The following is a 15750-nucleotide window of genomic DNA, read 5'->3' on the forward strand; positions in this document are numbered from 1 at the left end:
GCTCTCCCAGGGTTAGTTTGCTTTTGCAAGCATCAGGCCCGTTCATGGGAGAGATCATGTTCAACCGTTCCTGGCGCCTTCCGTCGCGCCGGCTGGTCCTCACCGGGATCGCCACCCTGACCGTCGCCACTGTGGCCGGCGGCGTCGCGTACTCCGCGGGGGTGGCATCCCAGCAGCCGGCGATCCAGACGTCGACGCCCCGGTCCGAGAAGCAGGTCACCAACATCGACGTACTGCGGCAGCAGCTCCGCAACTACTACGGCGACCCGCTCGGCACCGGCACCTTCGCCGCGGACAGCAACTACGCCAAGGAAGCCAGCTCGGTCGCCAAGGCCGGCACCCGCTACCTGGCCACCCGCCACCACACCCATGGCACCAAGGCGATCCTGCTGGACGTCGACGACACGTCGCTGGCGACCTGGAACTACGAGATCGCCAGCAACTGGGCGTTCAACCCCGGTACCAACGGCACGTTCGTCACCGAGCAGCGCTTCCCGGCGGTGCCGGGCATGGTCGAGCTGACGAAGGCGGCCGAGCGGGAGGGGTACGCGATCTTCTTCCTGACCGGGCGCGGCGCGGCCCAGGAGCAGGCGACCCTCGGCAACCTGACCGCGGACGGGATCGGCGTCGACGCCGGCTACCCGAAGCCGACCGGCCTGCGCAACGGCGAGGACGGCCTGTTCACCAAGCCGGCGGTCGCGAACTACCCGGACTACCTGAAGGCCGCCTGCGCGGGCGACCCGAACGGCTCCTGCACGACGATCCACTACAAGTCCGCCACCCGGGCCCACATCGAGTCCCTCGGCTACGACATCGTCGCCAACTTCGGCGACCAGTTCAGCGACCTCAAGGGCGGCCACGCAGACCGCACCTTCAAGCTGCCGAACCCCAACTACTACCTGCCCTGATCCTCCGTCGCGGTTTATGGTGCGGAGATGAGTGAGTGGTCGCAGGGGGAGATCTACGAGTCGTACGTCGGTCGGTGGAGCCGGCTGGTGGCCAAGGAGTTCGTGGCTTGGCTGGACCAGCCGGCGGGACTGCGGTGGCTTGATGTGGGGTGTGGGACGGGGGCGCTGACGAGTGCGGTTCTTGCTCAGGCGGAGCCGAGTGCGGTGGTCGGGGTGGACCAGTCGGAGGGCTTCGTCGGGTACGCCCGGGGTGCCGTGGCGGATGAGCGAGCCCGGTTCCAGGTGCTGCCGGCGGAGGAGTTGTGTGCCGAGGCGGTCGGTGGGGCGGTTGATGTGGTGGTCGGCGGGCTGGTGCTCAACTTCATTCCCGAGCGGGTGGAGGCGTTGCGCCGAATGCGAGAGCTGGGCCGGACCGTTGCCTTCTATGTCTGGGACTACGCCGAGGGCATGCAGCTGATGAAGTACTTCTGGGACGCGGCGGGCGACGTCGTACCGGAGGATCGGGAGCGGGACGAAGGCCGGGCCTTCCCGTTCTGCAATCCGGCCGGCCTCGAGGGGCTTTTCACCGAGGCGGGCTTCCGCGACATCGCGACCCGCGGGATCGTCGTACCGACCGTGTTCGAGTCGTTCGACGCGTACTGGACGCCGTTCCTCGGCGGGCAGGGAGTCGCGCCCGCCTACCTGCGCAGCCTCGAGCCGGACGCTCAGGCAGCGGTCCGCGACCTGGTGGAGTCACGGTTGCCGACCAATCCGGACGGCTCGATCGAGCTCACTGCCCGCGCCTGGTCAGCCCGCGGTTCGAGCTGAAGTTGCTCCGGAGCAGGCCGTAAAGCAGGTCGTCGGTCCACTCGTCCTTGAACCACGTGTTCTGCGGCCGGAACCCCTCCTGCTGGAAGCCGAGCCGCTCCAGCAGCCGGGCCGACGCGACGTTGCGGGCGTCGACCTCCGCCGAGACCCGGTGCAGCTCGCGCTCGGTGAAGAGGTGGTCGAGCAGCCCGCCGACCGCCTCGGTCGCGTAGCCCTTGCCCTGGTACTCCGGTGCCAGCGTGTAGCCGATGTCGGCCTGCATCAGGTTGTCGAAGGTGTTCAGCCCGATGTCGCCGATCAGCAGTCCGTCGAGCGCGATCGCGTACTGGAACCACCCCGGCTGCAACGGGTCCCCGGCCGCGAACCTCGCCACCGTCGTCCGGGCTTCGTCGAGCCCGAACGGCGCGGTCCAGGACTGGAAGCGGGCGACCTCGGGCACCGACCGGTACGCCGAGAAGGCCTCGGCGTCCTCGGGCCGGAAAGGGCGCAATTCCAGTCGGTCGGTCGTGATCATCCACCAAGTATGGATGTCAAGAACGGCCGACCGGCTGCGTACTTGTTGGTGAGGACCGCGCCACGCGGACCGGGACGGAGGAGGGCGATGAAGTACCTGCTGGTTCTGCAGGCCGACGCCGGGGTGCAGTTGACGACCGAACAGCGGGAGGCGGTCATCGCCGGCCATCGCGAGTTCGAGCGGGTCGCGTCCGAGGCCGGCGAGCTGGTCAGTACACAGGCGCTCGCCGACCCCTCGCGGAGCACGCTGATCCGCAGCAGGCACGGCCGACAGGAGGTGTCGACCGGGCGGTCCCGGGAGGAGTACATGGGCGGGTACTACCTCGTCGACGTCGACGGTCGGGATCGCGCCCTCGAACTGGCCGGCCTGCTGCCCGACGTACAGATCGACGGCCTTGCCGTGGAGATCCGCCCGATCATGTGCGGCTCGGGTACAGACCTCTAGACCTCTAGACCTCTAGACCTCTAGACCCGGAGGGTGAGGTAGCGGGTGGCGCCGGCCGCGCCGGCGACGTCGATGGTGAGCTTGGTGCCCATGGCGGTCAGGTGGATGGTGGTGGCCAGTTGGGTCGGGTCGGAGACGGCGAGCTCGACCGTGCGGCCCCGGAGCCGGGCGATCACTGAGCAGGGCGTGTCTGCTTGAAGGTCGCCGACTCGGTCGGGCTGCCAGAAGTTCACCAGGGTCATACCGAGCGACATGCTGGTCACTGCCTGCACCGAGGCGGTGTTTCGCAGCACCAGCAGGCCGGAACCCTTGGACAGCTGCTTGGTCCGTGCTGCCGAGGCTCCTGGCACTACGAGATACCTGTACGCGGCTCCGCTCGGGTTGACGCCGTGGTCTTGCCACATGGTCAGGTAGCGACGGGTGATGGGCGTAGTGGGGCCGCCTGTGTTGATGTCGCGCCAGGAGCCCGTCCGTGCCTCGCGGCGGAGTTGCAGTGTCGCGCCACTGGGGAAGAAGTACCCGCCTACGCCCTCCAGGTGAGCCCACCTCGCGTTGCTGACGGTTGCGGAGTCGCCGAGCGCGGGTACGCGGCTGAGGTCGTCCACGGTCAGGACGTTGGTACCGCTGCTGTGCAGGTTGCGGTTCTCGATCACTGTCTCGACCGAATAGCCACTGCTGCCCGTGATGCCAGCACCTAGCGCAACGACGTACTCGTCGAGGCAGAACCAGGACTTGCGGGCTCGCATGGGTGATACCGGGCCCTGGAGGTCCTGGCCGACTGCTGCGTAGCCGTCGAGGGTGGTGCCGCCGACCCAGGCCGTTGTCGGGCGGGCCTCGCCCCACTCGCCACCTGCCTTCGGGGGAAGGGGGAGCTTGTCCACTGTCGTACCGGGGAGCCGCGTGCGGTCCACTGTCGGCCAGAAGGCGTCGGCGTACTGTCCGTTGTCCTTGTCGTACAGGTAGGTCATGCCGGAGCCGCTGTGGTAGCCCTGCTCGTTCTCGCCGTTGCCTGATTCGTAGTACGCGATCCGGCGGCTGGCCATCGAGATCGAGTACGCCCAGCCGGAGCGGCGATGCACTGAGCGGTCCATGCTGGCGAACAGCGTGTGCCCGTCGCGCTCGGGCGCCGGTGTGATGCCGCTGAGCGACTTCACCAGGGCCACCCGCGGGATTGTTGCCCCGGCCAACATGTTGCCGAAGGTGTCGCGCTGCAGCCAACCGGCCACCGCTGCTCGCCACTGGTTGGCCAACGCGGTGTCGACGCCGGCCGCGAGGCGCAGGATGGCCTCGGCCGCGGTGTAGCCGTCGTTGTGGTCGGAGGCGTTGTAGCGGGAGACCGCGCGGCCGCGGACGAAGTCCATCATCCGCGCGTCGTGGACGACCGGCAGGTACGCCTTCGCGACCGAGTCGAACAGGATCTGCCGTCTCGGATCGGTCACCTGCCAGGGCGAATTCGCCAGCAGGGCAAGGAGTTTGCCGATCCCGCTGAGCAGAACGTGACCGTAGGTGCCGGTGTAGGCGACCCAGGTGTGCTGGACGAACGAGCCGTCGCGGTAGAAGCCATCGCCGGTCGTCACGTACTGCCAGGTGTCGCTGAGGCCGTCGCGGGCGTGGGTCAGCTTTGCCTCGTCGTCGGTGACCAGGGCACGCACGATGATCGCCTGGCAGAGGTCGACCCGGTTGGCGCCGGTGGAGAGGATCTTGCCGCGCTCGGGCGGGAACATCCAGTACGGGTCGGCGACGAAGTGGTCGATGGCCGCGCAGTAGCGCTCACGTGCTGCCGGCGGGAGTTCGGAGTACAGGAGGACCAGCGTGTTGGCCAGTGGGCGGGTGGCACCGATCTCCCAGGACCACCAGTTGCCGAACTCGACCGTGCTGGGGTTGTAGATCAACTGGTCCATCGACTCCAGGGCTGCCTGGATGTCGGCTAGCAGCGAAGCGTTGGAGTGGTACGCCGAACCGGGGGTGGCCCAGGCGGTCGCCAACTGCTCCAGGCGGACGTAGGTGTTGGCGATCGACGGGTCCTGGTTGAGCGGGTAGTCGATGAAGACTGCCTTGCGGGTGGTGGAGCGGTCGAGCTTGGCCAGCGAGGCCTTGACCGCGTTGTCGAGCCGGGTCAGCGCGGCGGCGTAGTCGGCGTCGGCTGGGTCCAGGGATGCACCACCGGTCAGGTCGGCGGCCCACTTGGCCCTGAGGGCGGCGAAGTCGGCCGGTTCTGCGCTTGCGGTGGCAGGGAGTCCGAGTTGCATCGCGGCGACGGTAGCGGTGCTCGAGGCCAGGAAGGTACGGCGATTCAGCATGGCGGGGTTCCTTCAGAGAGGCGGATCACTGAGGAGGCTGTTTCGCATGAGTCTCTGGCAAGTCATACTCTTCGTCAATGGATTCATGCTAATGAATTTCCAGGTAGAGTCCGTGCATGAGTGCGTCGGAGGCTGTGCGGGGGCAGAAGGCCCGGCATCTCGCGGAGGAGTTGCGGCGGGGGATCGCCGAGCTGCGGTGGCCGGGCGGGAAGTTGCCGACGGAGCAGCAGCTCGCGGGTGAGCAGGGGGTCAGCCTCAACACCGTGCGGCGGGCGGTCGACCTGCTGGTGCAGGACGGGCTGGTCTATCGACGGCAGGGTTCGGGGATGTACATCGCGACCAACGAGACCGGGCCGCTGATCGGGGTCGCGGTGCCGTCGATGACTTACTACTACCCGCGCATCATCGTCGGGATCGAGCGCGAGCTGGCCAAGCAGGGTGCGCAGATGCTGCTGCGCAGTACTGAGTGGGACCGTGCCGAGGAGCGGCTGGCCGTCGACGGGCTGATCGGCGCGGGTGCGGCGGGGTTGATCCTCGCGCCTGATGGCCCGTCAGGGCTCGCCGAGCTCGAGGACCTGGCGTTGCCGATCGTGCTCGTCGAGCGCGGTCTGGAGGATCCGGCGACGGTGCACGAGTTCGTCGGGACCAATCATGCGGCGGGTGCTCGGGCTGCGTTGAAGCATCTGCGCGGCTTCGGGCATACGCGGATCGCTTACCTGGAACGCGTCAGTCCGCACACGGCCCCGCAGGTCAGGGCCGGCCTTGGCGGCGTGCCCGTCCTGGTGGAGTCACGTTATCGCTGGAGCACGGCGGGCGCTGACGAGTTCCTCGACGAAGTTCTGCGGCTGGGAGTCACCGCGGTCATCTGCTTCGCCGACCGCGAGGCGACGCTGCTGCTCAATGCGGCGCTTGCTCGCGGTATCGATGTACCGGGGGAGTTGTCGGTGATCAGCTACGACGACGAGGTCGCCGACCTGTCCGAAGTACCGTTGACGGCCGTTTCCCCTGCAAAACTTGAGGTTGGGCGGATCGCGGTGGAGTTGCTGCGCGCCCGGCTTGCTGATGCCGAGGCGCCGCGCAGGCAGGTGTCGCTCGTGCCGCGGCTCGTCGTCAGGGAGTCGACCGGGCCGGCTGCACGATAGAGCGTGCGGCCGATTCCGCGAGCTTCTCTGCCTCGGCGGCGTTGACCAGAACGCCTTCCAGTACGAACACGGCGAACCCATGCGCTGCCGCGGCCACCGACAGGACGAGCTCGCGCGACGCCGCCTCGGTGGAGCGGGCTTTGCGGGCCGGCTCCTGAAGTACCGCGAAGAGCTCGTTGCCTGCTGCAAGCAATTCTGGGTAGGCCGTCTTGTCCAGGCCTGCCGAGAAGGTCAGCTCGAACATCGGCCGACGCTCGGCCGCGAACCGGACATAGGCGCGGGCGAAGGCGGCCAGCTTCGCGACCGGATCGCGCTCGTCCTTCATCGCTTCGATGTAGCGATCTCGCTGCTCGGCGTACCCCTTCTGTACCAGCGCCGCCAGCAACGCATCCCGATCCGCGAAGTGCTTGTACGGCGCCGCGACACTGACCCCCGCCCGCCGACTCACCTCCGCCAACGTCGCCGCCTTGGGCCCACCCTCCGCCACCAACTCGAGCGCAGCTTCCTCCAGCACCCGCCGAAGATCGCCGTGGTGCTGTCCGCTGGGTCGTCTACCGTTCATTCGACTTAGGTTAGTGCCACTAACTAACCTCCGGCTTGACCGCCTGGCAGGTGAGAAGGAGGGGGATGGGGTCGCCGGGAAGGTGCCAGAAGCCGTCGCCGCCTTGCTGCATAGCGGGATGACGCTGCCGCAGGTCGAGCGGCAGTTCGTCCAGGCGCTTGATCTGCAGGCCCGCTCGGCCGAGGGCCGTGACGAGCTTGGCGACGGTCCAGGGCCAGGTGGTCTGGATGTGCGGACGGTCCATCTCGCCGGCGTAGGTCTGCTTGACCTCGCGCTCGGCGGCCTCGGTGCGGAAGTACGACTTCGCCAAGGCCAGCTCGTCGTCGAACAGCACCGCGATCGGGTGGAAGTCGGCGACGAACAAGGTGCCGCCCGGCCTGAGGCACTTCGCGGCGGCCCTGGCCCACCCGTCGAGATCGGGCAGCCACATCAGCGTGCCGTACGTCATCACGACGAAGTCGAAGGCGCCGTCGAGTTCGCCCGGAAGCTCGTAGACATCTGCCTGCAGGAAGCGCGCGTCGATCGACAGGTCGTGAGCTAACGCGGTCGCGGCAGCGATCGACTCGGCCGAGAAGTCCACACCGGTGACGTTCGCGCCCAGCCGCGCCCATGACAACGTGTCCTGCCCGAAATGACACATCAGGTGAAGCAACGACCGCCCGGTGACGTCGCCGAGCGCCTCCTGCTCGAACGGACGCAACGAGTTCCTGCCCGCCTTGAACGAGGCGACGTCATAGAACTCGGACTCGACGTGCGGTCCCGTCTGCGCGTCCCACGCTCGCTGGTTCCGCAGCATCTGCTGCTTCTCGTCCATGGCGTCGAAGCTAACTTGTCACTCGACCTTGAACCACAGGTTTGTTGCCAGCGGTACCTCGGTAGTGCTGAGGCGTTGGAGCTTGACCGTGCGGCCTCCGGGGTGGTCGAAGAGGCGGACGCCGTCGCCGAGCATGACCGGGGCGACGCAGGTGAGGACCTCGTCGAGTTGGCCTGCCTCCAGGCACTGACGGGCGATGTCCGCGCCTAGTACGTTCACGTACTTGTCACCTGCGGCCGCCTTCGCCTGGGCCAGTGCGTTCGCGAAGTCGTCCACGAAGTACAGGTCGGCAGATGACTTTGACGGCGGACGATGGGTGACGACGTACTGCGGTCCGTCCCACCCGCCGCCGAAGGCCTTGCCTTCGCCGGGGCGGCCCTTGTTCGGGTCGTCGCCGTCGAAGGTCCGCCTGCCGACGAGCAGCGATCCGATCTGCTCGATGAGGTCCCGTACCTCGGGATTCGGGCCGAGGTACGGGGTCATCCACTGCATGTCACCGGCCGGGCCGGCGATGAAGCCGTCCAGGGACATCGTCACCGCATAGAGCACCTTCGCCATGTTTCCTCCAAGGGTTGTTGTCGCCATCAAGACGAGCGAGCCCCGGAAAACTCATCGCAGGCGGAAGGCGGAAGGCGGAAGGCGGAAGGCGGAAGGCGGAAGGCGGAAGGCAGCGAGGCGGTAGGGCGGCAGGGCGGTGAGGTGGTCAGGTGGACTGCGGTCCCACGTCGTTGGGTGTGAGGGGACGGTTGATGGGCGTGGCCGTGCTGTACTCGTCGGCGCCGACGTCCGCCGTGCCCGAGCGGGGATTGCCGTCCAGATCCCGGGTGACGCTGGAGTACGTCCTGCTGGCCGCGTTGATCGCAGGGCTCGACGAGCTCAGCCGCCGAACGCCATCGGAACCCGTTGCCAGCAAGGGGTCCTTGCGGCTGAAGCCTGAAGCGGGGATGTTGCCGTTGCCGGCGGCGCCCCAGAGCAGGTTGCCCGACCAGGTGATGCCCTGCTGGTACGGCATGTCGACGAGCTGCCGGCCCGAGTCACCCACCAGAAGGTTGTCGGAGATCGTGCAGCCGAGCGGTGGCAGCGTCCGCATCGTCTCGCCGGCGATCGCGGTACCGCAGGAAAGTACCGTGTTGAGCGCGATCGTCACCCGGTCCGGGGCGTCGTTGCCCTTCCGGCTCTCGGGCGAATCGCTCGGCTTGTCGTCGCGGACCGATCCGCTGCCGAGCACGATCCCGGCGCCGGTCACCTTCTCCACATAGTTGTTCACCACCAGATGGTCATTGCCGTACATCCGGATGCCGTTCGTGCCGTTGAGGATGAAGTTGCCCTCGACCCGCGAGCGGCTGCCGTGCCGCAGCACGATCCCGCCAAGGCTGTCGCGGACCGTGTTGTCCCGGATGGTGTTGCTGCAGGACTTGACCGAGATCGCCTCCGGATCGCCGTTGGCCCGCTCGAACAGGTTCTGCTCGACGATCGCGCCGGCATCGCTCAGCGACCGGCCGCTCAGCCCGAGCCGGATCGGCTCACCGCCGTTGGACCCGCCGAAGGTGTGGTCGGAGAAGTAGTTGCGCAGGATGTGCACCCCGCGCGCCATCCCAGCCGTCCCGGGCCCCTCGACGCACAGGAAGACGCCCAGCGACGACTTGTGGTGGAAGTGGTTGCGGTCCACCTTCGAGTAGTCCGAGCGGACCATCAGCCAGTTGAGGCCCTCGGTGTTCGCGAGCTGGATGTCGTTGCGGCTGAGCCGGAGATGGGTGCAGTTGGTCGGCAGGTCGATCATCGTGCTCTGCCGGAATCGGAACCCGCTGACCGTCACCCACGACGAGTCGGCGAAGGTGAAGCCCTGGCTGCCGGTCAGCGTCACGCCGCCGACCGATTCGGCCTGCACGATGATCGAGGCGGTCGAGTTGCCGTGCTTGCCCTGGATCGCGATCGGCCTGCCGGACGGTACGGCGTAAGTGCCGTTGGCCAGGGTGACTGTGTCGCCGGGGTTGGCGGCGGCGATCGCCGAGCGCAGTTGGTCGAGCGTCGTCACCCGTACTGCGCGGGCGCGGGTCTGGGCTCCGGTTTGAGGCAAGGCGGAGGTGGCGTCGGCCAGGGTGGGGAGTGCGGCGGCGAGGCCGGCGCCGAGGGCGGTACTGGTCAGGAAGGTCCTGCGGTCCATGGGTGGTCCTCCGGTCGGGGCGGTGATCCGGGTGGTCGGCCGACGGTGCCGGCCGGATCGGCCGACGACGCCGGCCGGTGGCTCAGTCTGGGGCGCTCGCGCACACTCCGGCAAGCGCTTGCCGGAGTGTCGGAGAGTGATGTCCCGTGGGCCGGAACGAGGTTCCGCCGACGTTCCGCCGGGTAGGACGTGTGGGGCAGCGCGGGGCAGTTCGCGGGCAGATCGCCGGTAAGGGGGTGCTGGCGGTGTACAGAGCGAATTGCTGCGATAGCCTCCGGTAATTGCGATTTTCGGATCCGGGCGGGTGGAGATGGACGAAGGGGCCGGCGGCCGGCGCAGGACAGCGCCAGACGTCGATATGCAGCGGCCGAACGATGCCCGCGTCTACGACCTGCTGCTCGGCGGCAAGGACAACTACGAGACCGACCGCCAGCTCGCCCAGCAGGTGCTCAAGGTCGCGCCCGAGATGCCCGAGCTGCTGCAGGCGAACCGGCGCTGGCTCGCCGAGGTGGTCGAGCGGCTGCTCCGCGAGGCGGCCGTGGTCCAGTTCCTCGACCTCGGCTCCGGCCTGCCGACCACGGACAACACGCACGAGATCGCGGCCCGGGTGAACCCGAAGGCGAAGGTGGTCTATCTCGACAACGACCCGACGGTGATCCGGCACGGCCAGGCGCTGCTCGCCGACGAACGGCACAGCTTCTTCGCCGAGGGCGATCTGTCCGACCCGGCCGCGGTGCTGGCCAACCCGGTCGTCACCGGGGCGCTCAACCTCGACCAGCCCGTCGCGGTGATCCTGTGCCTGGTACTGCACCACATCCGTGAGACCAAGGCCGCCCGCGAGATCGTCGCCGGCTACGTGGACGCGCTGCCTTCGGGGTCGTACCTGGCGATCACGCATCCGTGCAACCCGCGTGACGGGAGCCGGCGGGCGGAGTTCGCCACCGGGGTGGAGGAGAAGCTGCGAATCGGCTTCAAGGCCGTGACCTTCCGGACCCCGGACGACATCGCCTCCCTGTTCGAAGGCCTCGAACTGCTCGACCCCGGGCTGGTCAGCCTCGGCGAATGGTGGCCGTCCCCGACCGCCACCCCGACCGGAGCCAGCCACCTGATCGTGGCCGGCCTAGCCCGCAAGCCCTGATCAAACAGCCGGCCCTGATCAAATAGCTGGCTCATCGCCGCCCGGTCCATCGATGATGGCTGCATGTCTGCTGACAAGGCTGCTGCCGCTTACTGATCCACGCCCGTGTTGATCAACACGGCCGCGTGATCGACGACCCCGCTTAGTCGCCGGGTCCCTCAAGCGTGCAGTTTTCCTTCTCAGGGAGCCCCATGTCGCAGCACCTCGAGATCGCCTGTGACGAGTCCGGATTCACCGGAACGAACATGCTCGATCCCAGCCATGAACTCATCACCCACGCCGGCGTGCAGCTCGACCAGGAGACAGCGGCGGAGTACGCCGCCCTGATCCGCACCCGATTCCATCGCTACTCGGCCACGGAGTACAAGGCCGGCCAACTCCTCCGCAACCGGATCGCGGTCGAGTGGCTGCTCGGCACGTTGTCGGGCACCGCGACCGTGCACCTCACCGACAAGACGTACTTCACCGTCACCCGCCTGGTCGACCTGCTGATCGGCGAACCGACGTACGCCGCCGGAACCAGCCTCGCGCTCGACCTGCGCCCGGTCGCGCGGACCCTGCATCGCGCCGGACCGGTCGTCTTCGGTACGACCCGATGGCGCGCGTTCCTCGACACCTTCGTCGAGATGATGCGCCACAAGCGCTACCGCCTCATCGACGGCCCATGGGTCGCTCACTTCCTGCAGACGCTGGACGGGATGCGATCGGAGCGACTCGACCCGCTGATGCAACCGCTCCGCGATGCCCGGCCGCAACTGTTCCACGTCCTCACCGAACTCCAGGACGACCGCTCCCCGGTACCACCGCCGCTCGAACCCCTGATCCCGGCACTCTTCGAAACGGCCCGGCTGTGGACCGCCGACGGCTCCTCGATCACGATCCTCCACGACGAGCAGAGCGCCCTGACTCCCCATCGGGTGGCCCGCGTCGGGGAACTCCTCCGTACGGTCTCCCCGAGCCCGGAACCCCTGCGCGGCCTGACGATGCTCGACTCCCGCACGGACCCGCGCATCCAACTGGCCGACCTCTTGGCCGGCACCGCCCGGTACCTCGCCACAGCCGAACTCCGCAACCGCGCCGACCCCCGCCTGACCGCGCTACTCCGCCCGTACCTGGCACCAACTTCCCTCTGGTCCGACCAAGCGAGCTGGCAGCGAATGACAGGCGGGCTGATGGTCCGCTAACCCCACCTCTTCTTTGTTCTTTGTCTTCGGTCAGTGACGAGCCGTTGACGGATAGATGTTTGGGCTGCAACCTTTGGCTACTGTCTCGCAAAAAGCTTGCAAATCTCTGCAACTTTGAGATCCCGCCCCTCCGCCCTGAGGACACCTATGAAACGAATGCTCGGCGGCCTTGTCGCGGCCGCCCTGATCGCCATCGGCCTCGTGCCGACCGCCTCCGCCGCCACCACAGCGGTTCTGACCAAGACCCTGACCGCCAACAGCTCGCTGGGGGACTATCCGGTCACCAACGCCGGCGACGGCAATCAGAACACCTACTGGGAGAGCACCAACAACGCGTTCCCGCAGTGGATCCGGGCCGACCTCGGCAGCTCGAAGGCTGTCGACCGGGTCGTCCTCAAGCTGCCCGCATCGTGGGGCGCCCGCACTCAGACGCTGGCGGTCCAGGGCAGTACCAACGGCACGACGTACTCCGACCTGGTGGCGAGCGCGGGCTACAACTTCGCGCCCGGGAGCAGCAACACCGTCACGATCACCTTCCCGGCCGCGACGACGCGGTACGTCCGGCTGAACATCACCGGCAACACCGGCTGGGCCGCCGGCCAGCTGTCCGAGTTCGAGCTCTACGGCCCGGACACCGGCGGCGACACCCAGCCGCCGACCGTACCGGGCAACCTCGCGCTCACCGAGCCTTCGTCCGGGCAGATCCGGCTCGGCTGGACCGCGTCCACCGACAACGTCGGCGTCACCGGCTACACCGTCTACCGCAACAACGCCGCGGTCACGACGGTCGCCGGCACTGTGCTGACCTTCACCGAGGCGCAGCCCGCGACGGCGACGGTCGAGTACTTCGTCCGCGCCCGCGACGCGGCCGGCAACGAGTCGGGCGACAGCAACCGCGTCCGCCGCAACGGTCAGGGCGGTGGTACCAACCTCGCCAACGGCAAGCCGATCGAGGCGTCCTCGTCGGTCTTCGGCTTCGTCGCGACGAACGCCAACGACAACAATGTCGCCACCTACTGGGAATCGAACGGCTTCCCTTCGACGCTGACCGTCAAGCTCGGCGCCAATGCCGACGTCAGCTCGGTCGTCGTCAAGCTCAACCCGGACCAGGCCTGGGGGCCGCGGACACAGAGCATCGAGGTGCTCGGCCGTGACCAGGGCGCCACCACCTTCACGTCCCTGAAGGCGCGGGCCAACTACGACTTCAGCCCGGCCTCGGGCAACACCGTCGAGATCCCGGTCGCGGGCCGCGTCGCCGATCTGCGGCTGCAGGTCTTCAGCAACACGGGCGCTCCCGGCGGCCAGGTCGCCGAACTCCAGGTGATCGGTACTCCGGCCCCGAACCCGGATCTGGTCGTCACCTCGGCCAGCTGGACCCCGGCCTCGCCGAGTGAGTCGAGCCCGATCACGCTCTCGGCGACCGTACAGAACATCGGTACGGCAGCGGCCCCGGCCAGCTCGCTCAACTTCAACCTCGGCGGCACTGTCGTCGGCACCGTTGCAGTCAGCGCTTTGAATGCCGGAGCCTCCGCCACGGTCTCCTTCAACGCCGGTACCCGCGCCGAAGGAACGTACAGCGTGTCCGCGGTGGTCGACCCGACCAACACCGTCGTCGAGCAGAACGACACCAACAACACCTTCACCGCCGCGACTCAACTGGTGGTGTCGCAGGCTCCCGGTCCCGACTTGCAGGTCCTGAGCATCACCTCCAACCCGCCGAACCCGGCCGTCGGAGCGTCGGTCACCTTTACGGTCGCCGTCAACAACCGCGGTACGTCGTCAGCCGCGGCCAGTACTACGCGACTGACCGTCGGCAGTACGACTCTCACCGGCGCCACCGGAGCAATCGCGGCCGGTGCGACCTCCAACGTCGCCATCAGCGGCACATGGACCGCGACCAGCGGGGGAGCGACCCTCACCGCGACTGCGGACTCGGCCAACGCGGTCGCCGAGACGAACGAGACCAACAACTCGTTGTCCCGCGCGATCGTGGTCGGTCGTGGCGCTGCGGTCCCGTACACCTCGTACGAGGCAGAGGCCGCCAACTACACCGGCACACTACTGACCGCCGATGCACTTCGTACCTTCGGCCACACCAACTTCGCCACCGAGTCGTCGGGGCGGCAGTCGGTCCGGCTGAACTCCACCGGCCAGTTCGTCGAGTTCACCTCGACCAACCAGACGAACTCGATCGTGGTGCGCAACTCGATCCCCGACTCGGCCAACGGGCAGGGCATCGACGCGACGCTGAGCCTCTACGTCAACGGCACGTTCGCGCAGAAGCTCAACCTGTCGTCGCACTACAGCTGGCTCTACGGCAACAGCGACGGGCCGGAAGCCCTGACGAACACTCCGGGTGGTGATGCGCGTCGGCTCTTCGACGAGTCACACGCGCTGCTTTCGCAGTCCTACCCGGCGGGTACGAAGTTCAAGTTGCAGCGCGACTCGGGGGACACCGCGTCGTACTACATCGTCGACCTGATCGACCTCGAGCAGGTGGCTCCCGCGTTGTCCCAGCCTGCGGGGTGCACCAGCATCACGCAGTACGGGGCAATCGCCGGTGATGGCATCGATGACGCGGACGCCATCCAGCGGGCCGTCACCGATGACCAGAACGGTGTGATCAGCTGCGTCTGGATCCCGGCCGGCCAATGGCGGCAGGAGAAGAAGATCCTCACCGACGACCCGCTCAATCGGGGTCAGTACAACCAGGTCGGGATCAGCAACGTCACGATTCGCGGCGCGGGCATGTGGTACTCGCAGCTCTACTCGACGATCGAGCCGCAGAACGCGGGCGGCATCAACCACCCGCATGAAGGCAACTTCGGCTTCGACATCGACAAGAACACGCAGATCTCGGACATCGCGATCTTCGGTTCCGGCCGGATCCGCGGTGGTGACGGCAACGCCGAGGGTGGCGTCGGGCTGAACGGCCGGTTCGGTACCGGTACGAAGATCACCAACGTCTGGATCGAGCATGCCAACGTCGCGGTCTGGGTCGGCCGCGACTACGACAACATCCCCGACCTGTGGGGGCCGGCCGACGGGCTGGAGTTCAGCGGGATGCGGATCCGCGACACCTACGCCGACGGCATCAACTTCGCCAACGGCACCCGCAATTCCAAGGTGTTCAACTCGTCATTCCGGACCACTGGTGACGACTCGCTGGCCGTCTGGGCCAGCAAGTACGTCAAGGACCAGTCGGTCGACATCGGCCACGACAACGCGTTCACCAACAACACCGTCCAGCTGCCGTGGCGTGCCAACGGGATCGCGATCTACGGCGGGTACGGCAACAAGATCGAGAACAACCTGATCTACGACACGATGAACTACCCCGGCATCATGCTCGCGACCGACCACGACCCGCTGCCGTTCTCCGGTACGACATTGATCGCGAACAACGGCCTGTACCGCACCGGCGGCGCGTTCTGGAACGAGGACCAGGAGTTCGGCGCGATCACCCTGTTCCCGTCGAACCTGCCGATCCCCGGCGTCACCATCCGCGACACCGACATCTACGACTCCACCTACGACGGAATCCAGTTCAAGACCGGCGGCGGCGAGATGCCCAACGTAGCCATCACCAACGTCCGAATCGACAAATCCAACAACGGCTCCGGCATCCTCGCCATGGGCGGCGCCCGAGGCAACGCCACCCTCACCAACGTCACCATCACCAACTCCCGAGACGGCGACATCCTGAAGGAACCAGGCTCGAGCTTCGTCTTCTCAGGCCAGTAACACCATTGCCCGCCCCCGGATCCGGTCTG

General features: G+C 67.4%; 13 protein-coding genes. 7 read left to right on the plus strand and 6 right to left on the minus strand.

Features of this window, described 5'->3' with window-relative positions; all coding sequences use genetic code 11:
• Positions 1-56 precede the first annotated feature (56 nt).
• Together ACIA12_RS39355 and ACIA12_RS39360 are read left to right on the plus strand one after the other, a co-directional pair.
• Positions 57-908, plus strand: a complete 852-nt coding sequence (locus ACIA12_RS39355) for an HAD family acid phosphatase (protein WP_396372565.1) — start codon at positions 57-59, stop codon at positions 906-908.
• A 27-nt stretch (positions 909-935) separates the two neighbouring features.
• Positions 936-1715 carry a class I SAM-dependent methyltransferase gene (locus ACIA12_RS39360; RefSeq protein ID WP_396372566.1) on the plus strand — a complete coding sequence of 260 codons (780 nt, stop codon included), beginning with the start codon at positions 936-938 and terminating at the stop codon, positions 1713-1715.
• Here ACIA12_RS39360 and ACIA12_RS39365 read toward each other — a convergent pair.
• Positions 1678-2229 (minus strand): GNAT family N-acetyltransferase, encoded by a 552-nt coding sequence (locus ACIA12_RS39365; protein ID WP_396372567.1) that lies wholly within the window; start codon positions 2227-2229, stop codon positions 1678-1680. The two genes, ACIA12_RS39360 and ACIA12_RS39365, sit on opposite strands and share 38 nt — an antisense overlap.
• Positions 2230-2316: 87 nt before the next feature.
• Here ACIA12_RS39365 and ACIA12_RS39370 point away from each other — a divergent pair, with 87 nt between their 5' ends.
• Positions 2317-2673: a YciI family protein gene (locus ACIA12_RS39370; RefSeq protein ID WP_396372568.1), complete on the plus strand. Its 357-nt coding sequence runs from the start codon at positions 2317-2319 to the stop codon at positions 2671-2673.
• A gap of 20 nt (positions 2674-2693) precedes the next feature.
• On the opposite strand, the gene ACIA12_RS39375 is transcribed toward ACIA12_RS39370, so the two are convergent.
• Entirely contained in the window at positions 2694-4973 is a 2280-nt protein-coding gene (locus ACIA12_RS39375) for a polysaccharide lyase 8 family protein (RefSeq protein ID WP_396372569.1), read from the minus strand.
• 116 nt (positions 4974-5089) lie between these two features.
• Here ACIA12_RS39375 and ACIA12_RS39380 point away from each other — a divergent pair, with 116 nt between their 5' ends.
• Positions 5090-6115 (plus strand): GntR family transcriptional regulator, encoded by a 1026-nt coding sequence (locus ACIA12_RS39380; RefSeq protein ID WP_396372570.1) that lies wholly within the window; start codon positions 5090-5092, stop codon positions 6113-6115.
• On the opposite strand, the gene ACIA12_RS39385 is transcribed toward ACIA12_RS39380, so the two are convergent.
• The 4 genes from ACIA12_RS39385 to ACIA12_RS39400 all read right to left on the minus strand — a co-directional run bounded on the left by ACIA12_RS39385 (position 6084) and on the right by ACIA12_RS39400 (position 9655).
• Positions 6084-6677, minus strand: coding sequence for a TetR/AcrR family transcriptional regulator (locus ACIA12_RS39385; protein ID WP_396372571.1), 594 nt, complete (start codon positions 6675-6677; stop codon positions 6084-6086). The genes ACIA12_RS39380 and ACIA12_RS39385 overlap by 32 nt on opposite strands.
• Positions 6678-6696: 19 nt before the next feature.
• Entirely contained in the window at positions 6697-7491 is a 795-nt protein-coding gene (locus ACIA12_RS39390; RefSeq protein ID WP_396372572.1) for a class I SAM-dependent methyltransferase, read from the minus strand.
• A gap of 18 nt (positions 7492-7509) precedes the next feature.
• Positions 7510-8049 (minus strand): dihydrofolate reductase family protein, encoded by a 540-nt coding sequence (locus ACIA12_RS39395; RefSeq protein ID WP_396372573.1) that lies wholly within the window; start codon positions 8047-8049, stop codon positions 7510-7512.
• A 145-nt stretch (positions 8050-8194) separates the two neighbouring features.
• Entirely contained in the window at positions 8195-9655 is a 1461-nt protein-coding gene (locus tag ACIA12_RS39400; RefSeq protein ID WP_396372574.1) for a chondroitinase-B domain-containing protein, read from the minus strand.
• 310 nt (positions 9656-9965) lie between these two features.
• On the opposite strand from ACIA12_RS39400, the gene ACIA12_RS39405 reads away from it, so the two are divergent.
• The 3 genes from ACIA12_RS39405 to ACIA12_RS39415 all read left to right on the plus strand — a co-directional run bounded on the left by ACIA12_RS39405 (position 9966) and on the right by ACIA12_RS39415 (position 15721).
• Positions 9966-10793: an SAM-dependent methyltransferase gene (locus ACIA12_RS39405; RefSeq protein WP_396372575.1), complete on the plus strand. Its 828-nt coding sequence runs from the start codon at positions 9966-9968 to the stop codon at positions 10791-10793.
• Between the two features lie 191 nt (positions 10794-10984).
• A complete protein-coding gene (locus ACIA12_RS39410) occupies positions 10985-11977 on the plus strand; it encodes a hypothetical protein (protein WP_396372576.1) in 993 nt (330 codons plus the stop codon).
• Between the two features lie 147 nt (positions 11978-12124).
• Positions 12125-15721, plus strand: a complete 3597-nt coding sequence (locus ACIA12_RS39415; RefSeq protein ID WP_396372577.1) for a CARDB domain-containing protein — start codon at positions 12125-12127, stop codon at positions 15719-15721.
• Positions 15722-15750 lie beyond the last annotated feature (29 nt).

This window comes from Kribbella sp. NPDC051620, assembly GCF_044453825.1.
In the GTDB taxonomy this organism is placed as follows: Bacteria; Actinomycetota; Actinomycetes; order Propionibacteriales; family Kribbellaceae; genus Kribbella.